Origin of the sequence: Caballeronia arationis (assembly GCF_001544975.2) — a bacterium.
Taxonomy (GTDB): domain Bacteria; phylum Pseudomonadota; class Gammaproteobacteria; order Burkholderiales; family Burkholderiaceae; genus Caballeronia; species Caballeronia arationis.
The window spans coordinates 1-16,191 of the sequence record NZ_FCOG02000126.1; the positions used below are offsets into that span (position 1 = coordinate 1).

Sequence of the window (16,191 nt, forward strand, 5' to 3'; positions counted from 1 at the left end):
AACTATCGCCCGCAGTTCTACTTCCGCACGACGGACGTAACGGGTTCGATCGAGTTGCCGAAGGACAAGGAAATGGTGATGCCGGGCGACAACGTGTCGATCACGGTGAAGCTGATCGCGCCGATCGCGATGGAAGAAGGCCTGCGATTCGCCATCCGTGAAGGCGGTCGTACCGTCGGCGCAGGTGTCGTTGCCAAGGTTATCGAGTAAGAGCCAGAAATCTTCTCGGTAGTCGGTAGTTTCGGGGTCGGCGATACCGTCGACCCCAAAATGGTTTAGGGGTATAGCTCAACTGGCAGAGCGTCGGTCTCCAAAACCGAAGGTTGGGGGTTCGATTCCCTCTGCCCCTGCCAAATTCTCGCGCCAAGTGGCGCTGCTTAAGGTGTTATGGCGAATCCTTCCGTCGAAACTGTAAATCCTTCCGGCGACAAATTGATGGTGGCCGCGGGTGTATTGTTGGTCTTGGCCGGATTTGTGGGATTCTTCTGGCTTTCTGGCCAGGAATGGTACGTGCGCGGCGCCGCGCTCGCGATCGGTGCGATCGCGGGTGTGGTGGTTAGCCTTCTGTCCGCGCCGGGAAAGGGGTTTATCGCCTTCGCCAAGGATTCTTACAAAGAAGTTCGCAAGGTAGTCTGGCCGACTCGCAAGGAAGCAACGCAGACGACGCTGGTGGTCTTCGCCTTTGTATTGATCATGGCCATCCTCCTTTGGCTTAGCGATAAGTCGATCGAATGGATGATTTTCTCGGTGATACTGGGTTGGAAATGATATGAGCGATACTCCGGCATCCCCGAGTGGAAAGCGTTGGTACGTTGTGCACGCATACTCCGGCATGGAAAAAAGCGTGCAGCGCGCGCTTCAGGAGCGAATCGAACGCGCCGGAATGCAGGATCAGTTCGGGCAGATTCTGGTGCCGACTGAAGAAGTGGTCGAGGTAAAAGGCGGACACAAATCGGTAACCGAGCGGCGTTTTTTTCCGGGGTACGTCCTGGTTGAAATGGAAATGACCGACGAAACTTGGCATTTGGTAAAAAATACTGCCAAAGTGACCGGTTTCGTTGGAGGGGCGCGGAACAGGCCTAGCCCGATTTCCCCGCGGGAAGTCGAGAAGATCATGTCCCAGATGCAGGAAGGTGTCGAAAAGCCGCGCCCGAAAACGTTGTTTGAAGTGGGTGAGATGGTCCGCGTGAAAGACGGCCCATTCACGGACTTCAATGGAAACGTCGAGGAAGTGAACTACGAAAAATCTCGAGTTCGCGTGTCAGTGACGATCTTCGGACGTTCGACTCCGGTGGAGCTCGAATTCGGCCAGGTCGAGAAGCTGTAGATTGATATTTGCGCGCGGCGTCTCACGCCGTCGCGCAGTTCGCGCTTACGGCCCGCGTTAAGGCCGTTGAGGAGCGCAAGTAACCGAGCATCGGCGAACGCGCGCTATCACTCACCGAACGCTATCGCGTTCTGCAGAGGTTTTCAACATGGCAAAGAAAATCATTGGCTTTATCAAGCTGCAGATTCCTGCAGGTAAAGCCAACCCGTCGCCGCCGGTCGGTCCGGCCCTGGGCCAACGCGGTCTGAACATCATGGAGTTCTGCAAGGCGTTCAACGCGCAGACTCAAGCGATGGAGCCGGGTCTGCCGGTGCCGGTCGTTATTACGGCATTCGCGGACAAGAGCTTCACGTTCATCATGAAGACACCGCCGGCCACCGTTCTGATCAAGAAGGCGGCCAAGATCGACAAGGGTTCGGCCAAGCCGCACACCGACAAGGTCGGCAAGATCACCCGTGCGCAAGCGGAAGAAATCGCAAAGACCAAGTTGCCCGATCTTACGGCAGCTGATCTGGACGCGGCGGTCCGCACGATCGCAGGCAGCGCCCGCTCGATGGGCATCACCGTGGAGGGCGTGTAATGGCTAAGCTTTCTAAGCGCCTTGAGGCGTTCGCAAACAAGGTAGACCGTCAAAAGCTGTACCCGATCGAAGACGCGCTCGCACTCGTGAAGGAATGCGCAAGCGCGAAGTTCGACGAGTCGATCGATGTGGCGGTCCAGCTCGGCATTGATGCAAAGAAGTCGGACCAAGTGGTTCGCGGTTCGGTCGTGCTCCCGGCCGGTACGGGCAAGTCGGTTCGCGTGGCGGTGTTTGCCCAAGGCGACAAAGCCGAGCAAGCTCGCGCTGCTGGTGCGGACATCGTCGGCATGGAAGACCTTGCTGAGCAGGTCAAGGCCGGCAATCTGAATTTCGACGTCGTGATCGCTTCCCCGGACACGATGCGTGTGGTCGGTACGCTGGGTCAGATTCTTGGGCCGCGTGGTTTGATGCCGAATCCGAAGGTCGGTACGGTGACTCCGGACGTCGCGCAGGCTGTGAAGAACGCCAAGGCGGGTCAGGTGCAATTCCGTGTCGACAAGGCCGGTATCATTCACGCAACGATCGGTCGTGCTTCTTTCGAGCCGACGTCGCTGCGTCAAAACCTGTCGGCGTTGGTGGAAGCCCTTCAAAAGGCGAAGCCGGCGACCAGCAAGGGCGTGTACCTGCGGAAGATCGCGCTGTCGAGCACCATGGGTGTTGGCGTGCGCGTTGATCAGGGCACGCTCGCGCAATAAAGAATCATGCGCTTGACCGGAAGGCCATGCGTTAAGGGCTTTGGGCGGCTGAGGGACGGCAGTTGGTTCCTTGGCCGGTTGTCAAAGACCGTTGGCGGTGACGCAGCAATCAGGCGTCGCCTTAATGCAAGCCAACGCAGATGGCGAACCCGAAACAGTTTTGTAGTGGTTGAAGTCGGTTGTCGTGCGCCGAAGCGGTGCATCCAGTCGATCGAAATGCTCCTAACAGGTCGGACGCCGTTGTTGAACGCGATGCACCACGTCGGTGCATCGAATCTGGAGGTTTAACCGTGCCACTGAACAAAGAAGATAAGCAGGCAGTCGTCGCTGAAGTCGCCGCGCAAGTCGCGAAGGCTCAGACGATGGTGCTCGCTGAGTATCGTGGGATCACGGTTGGCGATCTGACCAAGCTGCGCGCGAAAGCGCGCGAGCAACAAGTGTATCTCCGCGTGTTGAAGAACACGCTGGCGCGTCGCGCCGTGGAAGGTACGCCGTTCGCTCCGCTGGCTGAGCAGATGACCGGTCCTCTGATCTACGGCATCTCGGAAGATGCCATTGCTGCAGCCAAGGTCGTGAACGACTTCGGCAAAAGCAATGACAAGTTGATCATCAAGGCTGGTTCCTACGAAGGCAACGTGATGGACAAGGCCGGCGTGCAAGCGCTGGCCAACATCCCGAGCCGCGAAGAACTGCTCTCCAAGTTGCTTTACGTCATGCAAGCGCCTGTTGCTGGCTTCGCGCGTGGCCTCGCCGCGCTCGCGGAGAAGAAGCAAGGCGAAGCTGCGTAACGTATTCACTTGGGCACCAGTTGCTCGGTTAGGCATTAGCTAGATCGCTAGCTCGATCCGAATTCAATTTAGGAGTATTTCAAATGGCAATCGCAAAAGAAGACATCCTCGAAGCAGTAGGCTCGATGTCGGTTCTGGAACTGAACGAACTGGTCAAGGCGTTCGAAGAGAAGTTCGGCGTGTCGGCTGCAGCAGTTGCTGTCGCTGGCCCGGCAGGCGGCGGCGCTGCTGCTGCTGTGGAAGAACAAACCGAATTCACGGTCAACCTGACGGAAGTCGGCGCGAACAAGGTTTCGGTCATTAAGGCTGTTCGTGAACTGACGGGTCTCGGCCTGAAGGAAGCGAAAGATCTGGTCGACGGCGCACCGAAGCCTGTGAAGGAAGCAGTACCGAAGGCTGCTGCTGAAGAAGCGAAGAAGAAGCTGGAAGAAGCAGGCGCGAAAGCTGAAATCAAGTAAGTTTCGCTGCGCTCTGCGAAGGCTGGCGGTTTTGCACCGCCGGCCTTTTTGTGCTTTGTGGGGACTGAGTTGTTAGGCCCGGATTTCGGGAAAACAGTCCGCATAGAGGCCAAAGAGAAGTGTCGGCAGGGAAATTTTGCCGGTCATTCTCTTTGTCTTCTGAAGCGACTGCAGAAGGCAAGTTTGGTCGGGTAGCGGGCAACACAGGCATCCGCTGCCGTCAGCCAGCGGTTGGTAGCGGCCAACCACCAAGCTTCTAGGCTCGTTCGTCCTCCCAGGACGATTCACGAGTCTCAGTCGGTGAACACCGGGTCGTGTCATCGAGGTATCCCGCCTCGGCAACGCCCGCCGTGATTCGGAGATCGTATGCAATATTCCTTCACCGAGAAGAAGCGTATTCGCAAGAGTTTCGCGAAGCGCCCCATCGTTCACCAAGTTCCATTCTTGCTGGCTACTCAGCTTGAATCATTCAGCACGTTTCTGCAAGCCGATACGTCCGCTACGCAGCGGAAATCGGAGGGCTTGCAAGCCGCTTTTTCTTCGGTTTTCCCGATCGTTTCGCACAATGGATTTGCGCGACTTGAATTCGTCAGCTACATGCTTTCTCCGCCGGCGTTCAACATCAAAGAATGTCAACAGCGCGGCCTGACCTATTGTTCCGCCCTGCGTGCCAAGGTGCGCCTCGTGTTGCTGGACAAGGAATCGCCGAGCAAGCCGGTCGTGAAGGAAGTCAAGGAGCAGGAAGTGTACATGGGCGAAATCCCGCTCATGACGCCGACCGGTTCGTTCGTCATCAACGGCACGGAACGCGTGATCGTGTCCCAGCTGCATCGTTCGCCGGGCGTGTTCTTCGAGCACGACAAGGGTAAGACGCACAGCTCGGGCAAGCTGCTGTTCTCCGCGCGGATCATTCCTTACCGCGGCTCGTGGCTCGACTTTGAATTCGACCCGAAGGACGTGTTGTACTTCCGCGTCGACCGTCGCCGGAAAATGCCCGTCACGATCCTGCTGAAGGCCATCGGCCTGACGCCGGAGCAGATCCTCGCGAACTTCTTCGTGTTCGACAACTTCGCCCTGATGGACGAAGGCGCGCAAATGGAATTCGTGCCGGAGCGTCTGCGCGGTGAAGTCGCGCGCTTTGACATCCAGGATCGCGAAGGCAACGTCATCGTCACGAAGGACAAGCGGATCAACGCGAAGCACATCCGTGACCTCGAGAACGCGAAGACGAAGTTCATCTCGGTTCCGGAAGACTATCTGCTCGGCCGCGTGCTGGCGAAGAACGTCGTCGATCCGGACACGGGCGAAGTGATCGCGAACGCGAACGACGAAATCACGGAAACCGTGCTTGAGAAGCTGCGCGAGGCAAAGGTCAAGGACATCCAGACGCTCTACACGAACGATCTGGACCAGGGCCCGTATATCTCGTCGACGCTGCGAATCGACGAAACCGCCGACAAGATGGCCGCGCGCATCGCGATCTACCGCATGATGCGTCCGGGCGAGCCGCCGACCGAAGAAGCGGTCGAGGCGCTGTTCAACCGTCTGTTCTATAGCGAAGACGCGTACGACCTCTCGAAGGTGGGTCGTATGAAGTTCAATCGCCGCGTTGGCCGCGATGAAATCATCGGGCCGATGACGCTGCAGGACGACGACATCCTTGCGACGATCAAGATCCTGGTCGAGCTGCGTAACGGCAAGGGCGAAGTGGACGATATCGACCACTTGGGCAATCGCCGCGTGCGTTGCGTCGGCGAACTGGCGGAGAACCAGTTCCGTGCCGGTCTCGTGCGTGTCGAGCGCGCCGTAAAGGAACGTCTGGGCCAGGCTGAAAGCGAAAACCTGATGCCGCACGACCTGATCAACTCGAAGCCAATTTCGTCGGCGATTCGCGAGTTCTTCGGTTCGTCGCAGCTGTCGCAGTTCATGGACCAGACCAACCCGCTGTCGGAAATCACCCACAAGCGCCGTGTGTCGGCTCTTGGACCGGGCGGTCTGACGCGTGAGCGCGCAGGCTTTGAAGTCCGCGACGTGCACCCGACGCACTATGGCCGCGTGTGCCCGATTGAAACGCCGGAAGGTCCTAACATCGGCCTGATCAACTCGCTCGCGCTTTACGCGCACCTGAACGAATACGGCTTCCTCGAAACGCCGTATCGCAAGGTCGTGGACAGCAAGGTGACGGATCAGATCGACTATCTGTCGGCGATCGAAGAAGGCCGTTACGTGATCGCGCAGGCGAATGCGTCGCTGGGCGAAGGCGGCACGCTGACCGATGAACTCGTTTCGTCGCGTGAAGCCGGCGAAACGCTGATGGTCACGCCGGACCGAATCCAGTACATGGACGTGGCGCCGTCGCAGATCGTGTCGGTGGCTGCATCGCTGATTCCGTTCCTCGAACACGACGACGCGAACCGCGCGTTGATGGGCTCGAACATGCAGCGTCAGGCTGTGCCGTGCCTGCGTCCTGAGAAGGCCGTGGTCGGTACGGGCATTGAGCGCACGGTCGCGGTCGACTCGGGTACGACGGTTCAGGCGTTCCGCGGTGGCGTGGTCGATTACGTCGATGCGGGCCGTATCGTGATTCGCGTGAACGACGACGAGGCGGTCGCGGGCGATGTCGGTGTCGACATCTACAACCTGATCAAGTACACGCGTTCGAACCAGAACACGAACATCAACCAGCGCCCGATCGTGAAGGTCGGCGACAAGGTGTCGCGCGGCGACGTGCTGGCCGATGGTGCATCGACGGATCTGGGCGAACTCGCGCTCGGTCAGAACATGCTGGTCGCGTTCATGCCGTGGAACGGCTACAACTTCGAAGACTCGATCCTGATCTCGGAAAAAGTCGTGGCGGACGACCGTTACACGTCGATCCACATCGAAGAACTGAATGTCGTGGCTCGCGACACGAAGCTCGGACCAGAAGAAATCACGCGCGACATTTCGAACCTCGCGGAAGTGCAGCTTGGCCGTCTCGACGAGTCGGGCATCGTCTACATCGGCGCGGAAGTCGAAGCGGGCGACGTGCTGGTCGGTAAGGTCACGCCGAAGGGCGAAACCCAGCTGACGCCGGAAGAAAAGCTGCTGCGCGCGATCTTCGGTGAGAAGGCTTCGGACGTGAAGGACACGTCGCTGCGCGTGCCGTCGGGCATGAGCGGCACGGTGATCGACGTGCAGGTGTTCACGCGCGAAGGCATCACGCGCGACAAGCGCGCGCAACAGATCATCGACGACGAACTGAAGCGCTATCGCCTCGATTTGAACGACCAGTTGCGCATCGTGGAAGGCGACGCCTTCTCGCGTCTCGCACGCATGCTGAACGGCAAGATCGCGAACGGCGGTCCGAAGAAGCTGGCGAAGGGCACGGCAATCGACCTGCCGTACCTGGAAGATCTGGACCACTACCACTGGTTCGACATCCGCCTCGCGGACGAAGAAGCAGCGGCTCAGCTCGAAGCCATCAAGGACTCGATCGAACAGAAGCGTCACCAGTTCGATCTCGCGTTCGAAGAGAAGCGCAAGAAGCTCACGCAAGGCGACGAACTGCCGCCGGGCGTGCTGAAGATGGTCAAGGTATATCTGGCGGTGAAGCGTCGCCTGCAGCCGGGTGACAAGATGGCTGGCCGCCACGGTAACAAGGGTGTCGTGTCGAAGATCGTGCCGATCGAAGACATGCCGTACATGGCCGATGGCCGTCCGGCCGACGTCGTGCTGAATCCGCTCGGCGTGCCGTCGCGGATGAACGTGGGTCAGATTCTCGAAGTGCATCTGGGTTGGGCTGCGAAGGGTCTCGGCTGGCGTATTGGCGAGATGCTGCAGGCGCAGGCGAAGATCGAAGAACTGCGCGCATTCCTGACGAAGATCTACAACGAGTCGGGCCGTGCCGAAGAGCTGGATGGCTTCAGCGACGACGAAATCGTCGAACTGGCGAGAAACCTGCGTGAAGGCGTACCGTTCGCGACGCCGGTGTTTGACGGCGCGACGGAAGGCGAAATGCAACGCGCGCTGGATCTGGCATTCCCGGACAACATCGCGAAGCAGCTTGGCATGACGAAGTCGAAGAACCAGGTGCAATTGAGCGACGGCCGCACGGGCGAGCCGTTCGAGCGGACGGTGACGGTGGGCTACATGCACTACCTGAAGCTGCACCACTTGGTCGACGACAAGATGCACGCTCGTTCCACGGGCCCTTACTCGCTGGTTACGCAGCAGCCGCTCGGCGGCAAGGCGCAGTTCGGTGGCCAGCGTTTCGGTGAAATGGAAGTGTGGGCGCTCGAGGCGTATGGCGCGTCGTATGTGCTGCAGGAAATGCTGACGGTGAAGTCGGATGACGTGACGGGCCGGACCAAGGTTTATGAGAACCTGGTGAAGGGCGATCACGTGATCGATGCAGGCATGCCGGAATCCTTCAATGTGCTCGTGAAGGAAATCCGCTCGCTGGGTATCGACATCGACCTCGACCGCAACTAATCGGACTACGGAGAGAAGGCAATGAAAGCTCTGCTCGATCTATTCAAGCAAGTCCAACAAGAAGAAGTATTCGACGCGATCAAGATCGGTCTGGCCTCGCCCGACAAGATCCGCTCGTGGTCGTTCGGCGAAGTGAAGAAGCCGGAAACCATCAACTACCGCACGTTCAAGCCGGAGCGGGATGGTCTGTTCTGCGCGAAGATCTTCGGGCCGATCAAGGACTACGAGTGCCTGTGCGGCAAGTACAAGCGTCTGAAGCACCGCGGCGTGATCTGCGAAAAGTGCGGCGTCGAAGTGACGCTCGCGAAGGTGCGTCGCGAACGGATGGGCCACATCGAACTGGCCTCGCCGGTTGCGCACATCTGGTTCCTGAAGTCGCTGCCGTCGCGTCTCGGGATGGTGCTCGACATGACGCTGCGCGACATCGAGCGCGTGCTGTACTTCGAGGCATACGTGGTGATCGACCCGGGCATGACGCCGCTGAAAGCGCGGCAGATCATGACCGAAGAGGATTACTACAACAAGGTCGAAGAGTACGGTGACGAATTCCGTGCCGAGATGGGCGCGGAAGGCGTGCGCGAACTGCTTCGCGCAATCAACATCGACGAACAGGTCGAGATGCTGCGCACCGAACTCAAGAACACGGGTTCGGAAGCGAAGATCAAGAAGTACGCGAAGCGCCTGAAAGTGCTCGAGGCATTCCAGCGTTCGGGCATCAAGCCCGACTGGATGGTGCTCGAAGTGCTGCCGGTGCTGCCGCCGGAACTGCGTCCGCTCGTGCCGCTCGACGGCGGCCGTTTCGCGACGTCGGACCTGAACGATCTGTATCGCCGCGTGATCAACCGTAACAACCGGTTGAAGCGTCTGCTCGAACTGAAGGCGCCTGAAATCATCGTCCGCAACGAAAAGCGGATGCTGCAGGAAGCCGTCGATTCGCTGCTCGACAACGGTCGTCGCGGCAAGGCGATGACGGGCGCGAACAAGCGTCCGCTGAAGTCGCTCGCCGACATGATCAAGGGCAAGGGCGGTCGTTTCCGTCAGAACTTGCTCGGTAAGCGCGTCGACTATTCGGGCCGTTCGGTGATCGTCGTTGGCCCGACGCTCAAGCTGCATCAGTGCGGCCTGCCGAAGCTGATGGCGCTCGAACTGTTCAAGCCGTTCATCTTCAACAAGCTGGAAGTGATGGGCGTAGCCACGACCATCAAGGCTGCGAAGAAGGAAGTCGAGAACCAGACGCCGGTGGTGTGGGACATTCTCGAAGAAGTCATTCGCGAACATCCGGTGATGCTGAACCGTGCGCCGACGCTCCACCGTCTTGGCATCCAGGCTTTCGAGCCGGTGCTGATCGAAGGCAAGGCCATTCAGCTTCACCCGCTCGTTTGCGCGGCGTTCAACGCCGACTTCGACGGCGACCAGATGGCCGTTCACGTTCCGCTGTCGCTCGAAGCGCAGATGGAAGCGCGCACGCTGATGCTGGCGTCGAACAACGTCCTGTTCCCGGCGAACGGCGATCCGTCGATCGTGCCGTCGCAGGATATCGTGCTGGGTCTTTACTACGCATCGCGTGAAGCGGTGAACGGTAAGGGCGAAGGCATGACGTTCACGGGTGTGTCGGAAGTAATCCGTGCGTACGAGAACAAGGAAGTCGAGTTGGCCTCGCGAGTCAACGTGCGCATCACCGAAATGGTGGCGAACGAAGACCAGAGCGAAGGCGCGCCGAAGTTCGTGCCGAAGATCACGCTGTATCCGACGACCGTCGGCCGTTCGATCCTGTCGGAGATCCTTCCGCCGGGGCTGCCGTTCTCGGTGCTGAACAAGCCGCTGAAAAAGAAGGAAATTTCGCGCCTGATCAACACGGCATTCCGCAAGTGCGGTCTGCGCGAAACGGTGATCTTCGCCGACCAGCTGATGCAGATGGGTTTCCGTCTGGCGACGCGCGCCGGTATTTCGATTTGCGTCGACGACATGCTCGTGCCGCCGCAGAAAGAAACCATCGTCGGCGATGCCGCGAAGAAGGTGAAGGAATACGATCGCCAGTACATGTCGGGTCTCGTCACCGCGCAGGAACGCTACAACAACGTGGTCGACATCTGGTCGGCGACGTCGGAAGCGGTTGGCAAGGCGATGATGGAGCAGCTCGCGACCGAGCCGGTGGTCGATCGCGACGGCAATCAGACGAAGCAGGAGTCGTTCAACTCCATCTACATGATGGCCGACTCGGGCGCTCGCGGTTCCGCGGTGCAGATTCGTCAGCTGGCCGGTATGCGCGGCCTGATGGCGAAGCCGGACGGCTCGATCATCGAGACGCCGATTACGGCGAACTTCCGCGAAGGCCTGAACGTGTTGCAGTACTTCATCTCGACCCACGGTGCACGTAAGGGTCTGGCTGATACGGCACTGAAGACGGCGAACTCGGGTTACCTGACGCGACGTCTCGTCGACGTGACGCAGGATCTGGTCGTGGTCGAGGACGATTGCGGCACGACCAACGGCGTGGCGATGAAGGCGTTGGTCGAAGGCGGTGAAGTCGTCGAAGCGCTCCGTGACCGGATTCTCGGTCGCGTCGCGGTGGCGGACGTCGTCAACCCGGAAACGCAAGAGACGCTGTACGCATCGGGCGATCTGCTCGATGAAGACGCGGTGGAAGAGATCGAGCGTCTGGGTATCGACGAAGTGCGCGTGCGCACGCCGCTGACCTGCGAAACGCGCTATGGCCTGTGCGCAGCCTGCTACGGCCGCGATCTGGGCCGCGGTTCGCGCGTGAACGTCGGCGAAGCGGTCGGCGTGATCGCGGCGCAGTCGATCGGCGAACCGGGCACGCAGCTTACGATGCGTACGTTCCACATCGGTGGCGCGGCATCGCGGGCGGCAGTGGCTTCGTCGGTCGAAGCGAAGAGCAACGGCACGGTGCGTTTCACCGCGACGATGCGTTACGTCACGAACGCGAAGGGCGAGCAGGTCGTCATTTCGCGCTCGGGCGAGGCGATCATCGCCGACGACCTCGGTCGCGAGCGTGAACGTCACAAGATCCCGTACGGCGCCATGCTGCTGCAACTCGACGGCGCGCAGATCAAGGCCGGTGCGCAACTGGCCACGTGGGATCCGCTGACGCGTCCGATCATCACCGAGTGGGGCGGTACGGTGAAGTTCGAAAACGTCGAGGAAGGCGTGACGGTGGCGAAGCAGATCGACGACGTGACCGGTCTTTCGACCCTGGTCGTGATCGACGTGAAGCGTCGCGGCTCGCAGGCTTCGAAGAGCGTGCGTCCGCAGGTGAAACTGCTCGACGCGCAGGGCGAGGAAGTCAAGATCCCGAACACCGAGCACTCGGTGCAGATCGGCTTCCAGGTCGGCGCACTGATCACCGTGAAGGATGGTCAGCAAGTGCAGGTCGGTGAAGTGCTGGCTCGTATCCCGGTTGAAGCGCAGAAGACGCGTGACATTACCGGTGGTCTGCCGCGCGTGGCCGAACTGTTCGAAGCGCGCTCGCCGAAGGACGCCGGCATTCTGGCGGAAGTCACGGGCACGACCTCGTTCGGCAAGGACACGAAGGGCAAGCAGCGTCTCGTGATCACGGACCTCGAAGGCAACCAGCACGAGTTCCTGATCGCGAAGGAAAAGCAGGTTCTGGTGCACGATGGTCAGGTCGTCAACAAGGGCGAAATGATCGTCGACGGGCCGGCTGATCCGCACGACATCCTGCGTCTGCAGGGTATCGAGGCGCTGTCGCGCTACATCGTGGACGAAGTGCAGGACGTGTACCGTCTGCAGGGCGTGAAGATCAACGACAAGCACATCGAAGTGATCGTGCGTCAGATGCTGCGCCGTGTGCAGATCGTCGACAACGGCGATACGCGCTTCATTCCGGGCGAACAAGTCGAGCGGTCGGACATGCTCGACGAGAACGACCGCATGACGGCGGAAGACAAGCGTCCTGCGACGTACGAGAACGTGCTGCTCGGTATCACGAAGGCTTCGCTCTCGACCGATTCGTTCATCTCGGCGGCATCGTTCCAGGAAACGACCCGCGTGCTGACCGAAGCCGCGATCATGGGCAAGCGCGACGATCTGCGCGGGCTGAAGGAAAACGTGATCGTAGGCCGTCTGATTCCGGCCGGTACGGGTCTCGCGTTCCACAAGGCACGCAAGAGCAAGGAGATGTCGGATCGCGAACGCTTCGACCAGATCGCAGCGGAAGAATCGTTCGAATTCGGCACGCCCGAAGCGGCACCAGCAGAACAGCAGCACCCTGCGGAGTAAGTTGCGGGGCCCGGGTCTCACGACTCGGGCTTCACGGACTCGCCAGCAGCTCAGGCCGCCCGGGCTTCGACCGGGCGGCTTTTTTTTACCCATCGTCCGATCGGATAATCCGCGTGCGAAGCGCGGGAAGCGGGCTTCTTCGTTGGTAAAATCGGAGCATCCACGCCACGACGTCCCCGTCCTTTCAATGTCCCGATCGCTCGAAATCCTCAACGAAGTATTTGGCTACCCCGCATTTCGCGGACAGCAGGGCGATATCGTCGAACACGTGGCCGCAGGCGGCGATTGCCTGGTGCTTATGCCGACGGGCGGCGGCAAGTCGCTGTGCTATCAGATTCCCTCATTGGTGCGGCGCGAAGCCGGTTTCGGCGCGGGCATCGTCGTCTCGCCGCTGATCGCGCTGATGCAGGATCAGGTGGCGGCGCTTCTGGAAGTCGGCGTGCGCGCCGCGTACCTCAATTCCACGCTCTCGGGTGCCGAAGCTGCCGCAACCGAGCGGGCATTGCGCAATGGCGAAATCGATCTGCTCTACGTCGCGCCCGAGCGTCTGATGACCCCGCGCTTCCTCGATTTGCTCGAAAGCGCACCGATCGGATTGTTCGCCATCGACGAAGCGCATTGCGTGTCGCAATGGGGACACGACTTCCGGCCCGAATATATTCAGTTGTCGGTGCTGCACGAGCGTTTTCCTTCCGTGCCGCGTATCGCCCTGACGGCGACTGCCGACGCGATCACGCGCGACGAGATCGTTCACCGCCTCGCACTCGACGATGCACGCATCTTCGTGTCGAGCTTTGACCGGCCGAACATTCGTTACCGGATCGTCGAGAAGGACAATGCGCGTGCGCAGCTGCTCGATTTCATCCGCGCCGAGCACACGAACAAGGACGGCACGACCGACGCAGGCGTGATCTATTGCCTGTCGCGCCGCAAGGTCGAGGAAACGGCTGACTGGCTCAAGGGCCAGGGCGTGCGCGCGCTGCCGTACCACGCGGGCATGGAGTTCGAGACGCGCCAGAAGCATCAGGAGATGTTCCAGCGCGAGGAGGGCGTCGTGATGTGCGCGACGATCGCCTTCGGCATGGGGATCGACAAGCCGGACGTGCGGTTCGTCGCGCACCTGGATCTGCCGAAGAGCGTCGAGGGCTACTATCAGGAGACGGGGCGCGCGGGCCGCGACGGCATGCCGGCGAATGCCTGGATGGCATACGGTCTCGGCGACGTTGTGCAGCAACGCAAGATGATCGACGAATCCGACGCCGATGACGTCCACAAGCGTGTCCAGGGCGGCAAGCTCGACGCGCTGCTCGGGCTCTGCGAGACGGCGTCCTGCCGGCGCGTGCGGCTGCTTGGCTACTTCGGCGAAACCAGTCAGCCGTGCGGCAATTGCGATACCTGCCTCGAGCCGCCGGCTTCGTGGAACGCCACGCGCGAGGCGCAAATGGCGCTCTCCTGCGTGTATCGCGCGTTCAAGGCGAGCGGGTTTCACTTCGGCGCCGGCCATCTGATCGACATCCTGCGCGGCAACCGCACGGAAAAGATCCTGCAGCGCGGGCACGAAAAGCTGTCGACATTCGGCGTCGGCGCGGAATTGTCGGAGCCGGAGTGGCGTGCCGTTTTCCGGCAACTGGTCGCGTTCGGCTATCTGGCCGTCGATCACGACGGCTTTGGCGCCCTCGTGCTGACCGACGCGAGCAAGCCCGTGCTCAAGGGCGAGCAGAACGTGACGCTGCGCAAGTACGTCAAGCCGACACGCACGCGTCAGTCGTCCGGACGCACGGGCGAGCGCGCCGACCCGGCCGCCGGGATGTCGCCGCGCGAGAAGGCTCGCTGGGACCGTCTGCGGTTGTGGCGCTCCGAAACGGCGAAGAGCGACGGCGTACCGGCCTACGTGATTTTCCACGACGCTACGCTCGCCGAGATCGCACGCAACGACCCCAATTCGATCGACGATCTGCGTCATATTCCGGGGATCGGCGCACGAAAACTCGACCGTTTCGGCGACGAATTGCTCGAAGTCGTTGCGGCGAACTAGTCGTCGGCATGCCGGAGCAACCCGGAAAACGGTGCAACCTATTGACCGGATTAGGAATTCCAGACTATCATGCTAGGTTCTCGTTCTTGGCTCGTCCGCGCGCGCTCGAAAATCGGTTCGGCGCGGGCTGGTGCAGCCAGGAGCAGGAAGCTCGATACGCGCTTCGATTCGCTTTGCCCGAAAAGGGCGCGTCGATTTTGATCAATTTCAGGAATAGACAATGCCAACCATCAATCAATTGGTTCGCAAAGGCCGCGCTTCGGAAACAACGAAGAGCAAGTCGCCGGCTTTGCAGGACTGCCCGCAGCGTCGCGGCGTGTGCACTCGCGTGTACACGACGACGCCGAAGAAGCCGAACTCGGCACTTCGTAAAGTTGCCAAGGTTCGTCTGACGAACGGCTTCGAAGTCATTTCGTACATCGGTGGTGAAGGCCACAACCTGCAGGAACACTCGGTCGTGCTGATTCGCGGCGGTCGTGTGAAGGATTTGCCAGGTGTGCGTTACCACATGGTTCGCGGCTCGCTGGATACCCAAGGCGTCAAGGATCGTAAGCAGGCTCGCTCGAAGTACGGCGCGAAGCGTGCCAAGGCTGGCAAGTAATTCGCCAGTTCGTAGTTTCAGGTCGCCGCGAGGCGTTCAAGGCGGTGGTGCCGGAAGTGCCGGTGCTGTCGAGTAAGTGGTCACCCGGCCAAGCTGGTTAATCAAGTGAGATGGATCGGGTTTGTTGGTGGCCGCGGAGCTCATCGAGCTCCAACTGAAAAGTCAAAGGAAGAAACATGCCGCGTCGTCGCGAAGTCCCCAAGCGGGAAGTGTTGCCGGATCCGAAATTCGGCAACGTTGATGTAGCTAAATTCATGAACGTGCTGATGCTCTCCGGCAAGAAGTCGGTTGCCGAGCGTATCGTGTACGGCGCTTTTGAACAGATCCAGAGCAAGGGTGGCAAGGACCCGCTGGAAGTGTTCACGGTTGCGCTCAACAACGTGAAGCCGGTCGTCGAAGTGAAGAGCCGGCGCGTTGGTGGTGCTAACTATCAGGTTCCGGTCGAAGTGCGCCCGTCGCGTCGTATGGCATTGGCGATGCGTTGGTTGCGTGAGGCTGCGAAGAAGCGCAGCGAGAAGTCGATGGCCCTGCGTCTGGCAGGTGAACTTTCGGAAGCGGCCGAAGGCCGTGGCGGCGCAATGAAGAAGCGCGACGAAGTTCACCGGATGGCAGAAGCCAACAAGGCGTTCTCGCATTTCCGTTTCTAAGTCTCCCGACTTAGGTCGAACGGAAAAATTCCGGGCGGGTGCGCTTCCAAAGCGCCTCGCCCGTTTGTGTTAGGACGCGGCCGGCCACAAGCCGTCGCGTCGACCCAATAAAGGATTCAAAGTGGCTCGCAAGACACCTATCGAGCGCTACCGTAACATCGGTATCAGCGCTCACATCGACGCCGGCAAGACGACGACGACCGAGCGCATCCTGTTCTATACGGGCGTGAACCACAAGATCGGTGAAGTTCACGACGGCGCAGCGACGATGGACTGGATGGAGCAGGAGCAGGAGCGCGGCATCACCATCACGTCGGCAGCGACCAC

At 60.2% G+C, this 16,191-nt stretch carries 13 protein-coding genes and 1 tRNA gene; all 14 read left to right on the top strand.

The window, feature by feature from the left end; all coding sequences use genetic code 11:
- Positions 1-210 (top strand): EF-Tu C-terminal domain-related protein (locus AWB81_RS34420; protein ID WP_087135393.1); only part of this gene is annotated, 210 nt, incomplete at its 5' end.
- A gap of 67 nt (positions 211-277) precedes the next feature.
- Positions 278-353: transfer RNA gene (locus tag AWB81_RS34425), tRNA-Trp, on the top strand.
- Positions 354-387: 34 nt separating this feature from the next.
- On the top strand, positions 388-768 hold the full coding sequence (secE, locus tag AWB81_RS34430; RefSeq protein WP_062641988.1) for a preprotein translocase subunit SecE: 381 nt from the start codon (positions 388-390) through the stop codon (positions 766-768).
- Between the two features lies 1 nt (position 769).
- Positions 770-1,327: a transcription termination/antitermination protein NusG gene (gene nusG, locus AWB81_RS34435; protein ID WP_035935568.1), complete on the top strand. Its 558-nt coding sequence runs from the start codon at positions 770-772 to the stop codon at positions 1,325-1,327.
- Positions 1,328-1,475: 148 nt separating this feature from the next.
- Positions 1,476-1,907 (top strand): 50S ribosomal protein L11, encoded by a 432-nt coding sequence (rplK, locus tag AWB81_RS34440; RefSeq protein ID WP_062641989.1) that lies wholly within the window; start codon positions 1,476-1,478, stop codon positions 1,905-1,907.
- Complete coding sequence (rplA, locus tag AWB81_RS34445; RefSeq protein ID WP_062641991.1) at positions 1,907-2,602, top strand: 50S ribosomal protein L1; 696 nt, start codon at positions 1,907-1,909, stop codon at positions 2,600-2,602. Before rplK ends, rplA begins: the two co-directional genes overlap by 1 nt.
- Positions 2,603-2,892: 290 nt before the next feature.
- Positions 2,893-3,390 (top strand): 50S ribosomal protein L10, encoded by a 498-nt coding sequence (gene rplJ / locus AWB81_RS34450; RefSeq protein ID WP_062641994.1) that lies wholly within the window; start codon positions 2,893-2,895, stop codon positions 3,388-3,390.
- An 83-nt stretch (positions 3,391-3,473) separates the two neighbouring features.
- Positions 3,474-3,848 (top strand): 50S ribosomal protein L7/L12, encoded by a 375-nt coding sequence (rplL, locus tag AWB81_RS34455; protein ID WP_035935559.1) that lies wholly within the window; start codon positions 3,474-3,476, stop codon positions 3,846-3,848.
- 366 nt (positions 3,849-4,214) lie between these two features.
- Complete coding sequence (gene rpoB / locus AWB81_RS34460) at positions 4,215-8,321, top strand: DNA-directed RNA polymerase subunit beta (protein WP_062641996.1); 4,107 nt, start codon at positions 4,215-4,217, stop codon at positions 8,319-8,321.
- Positions 8,322-8,342: 21 nt separating this feature from the next.
- Positions 8,343-12,581 (top strand): DNA-directed RNA polymerase subunit beta', encoded by a 4,239-nt coding sequence (gene rpoC, locus AWB81_RS34465; protein WP_062641998.1) that lies wholly within the window; start codon positions 8,343-8,345, stop codon positions 12,579-12,581.
- Between the two features lie 187 nt (positions 12,582-12,768).
- Complete coding sequence (gene recQ / locus AWB81_RS34470) at positions 12,769-14,616, top strand: DNA helicase RecQ (RefSeq protein WP_062642000.1); 1,848 nt, start codon at positions 12,769-12,771, stop codon at positions 14,614-14,616.
- 220 nt (positions 14,617-14,836) lie between these two features.
- Positions 14,837-15,217, top strand: a complete 381-nt coding sequence (rpsL, locus tag AWB81_RS34475; protein ID WP_006998493.1) for a 30S ribosomal protein S12 — start codon at positions 14,837-14,839, stop codon at positions 15,215-15,217.
- A gap of 176 nt (positions 15,218-15,393) precedes the next feature.
- Positions 15,394-15,864: a 30S ribosomal protein S7 gene (gene rpsG / locus AWB81_RS34480; protein ID WP_062642002.1), complete on the top strand. Its 471-nt coding sequence runs from the start codon at positions 15,394-15,396 to the stop codon at positions 15,862-15,864.
- A gap of 121 nt (positions 15,865-15,985) precedes the next feature.
- A partial coding sequence (locus tag AWB81_RS34485; protein WP_144444253.1) for a GTP-binding protein occupies positions 15,986-16,191 on the top strand: 206 nt, incomplete at its 3' end.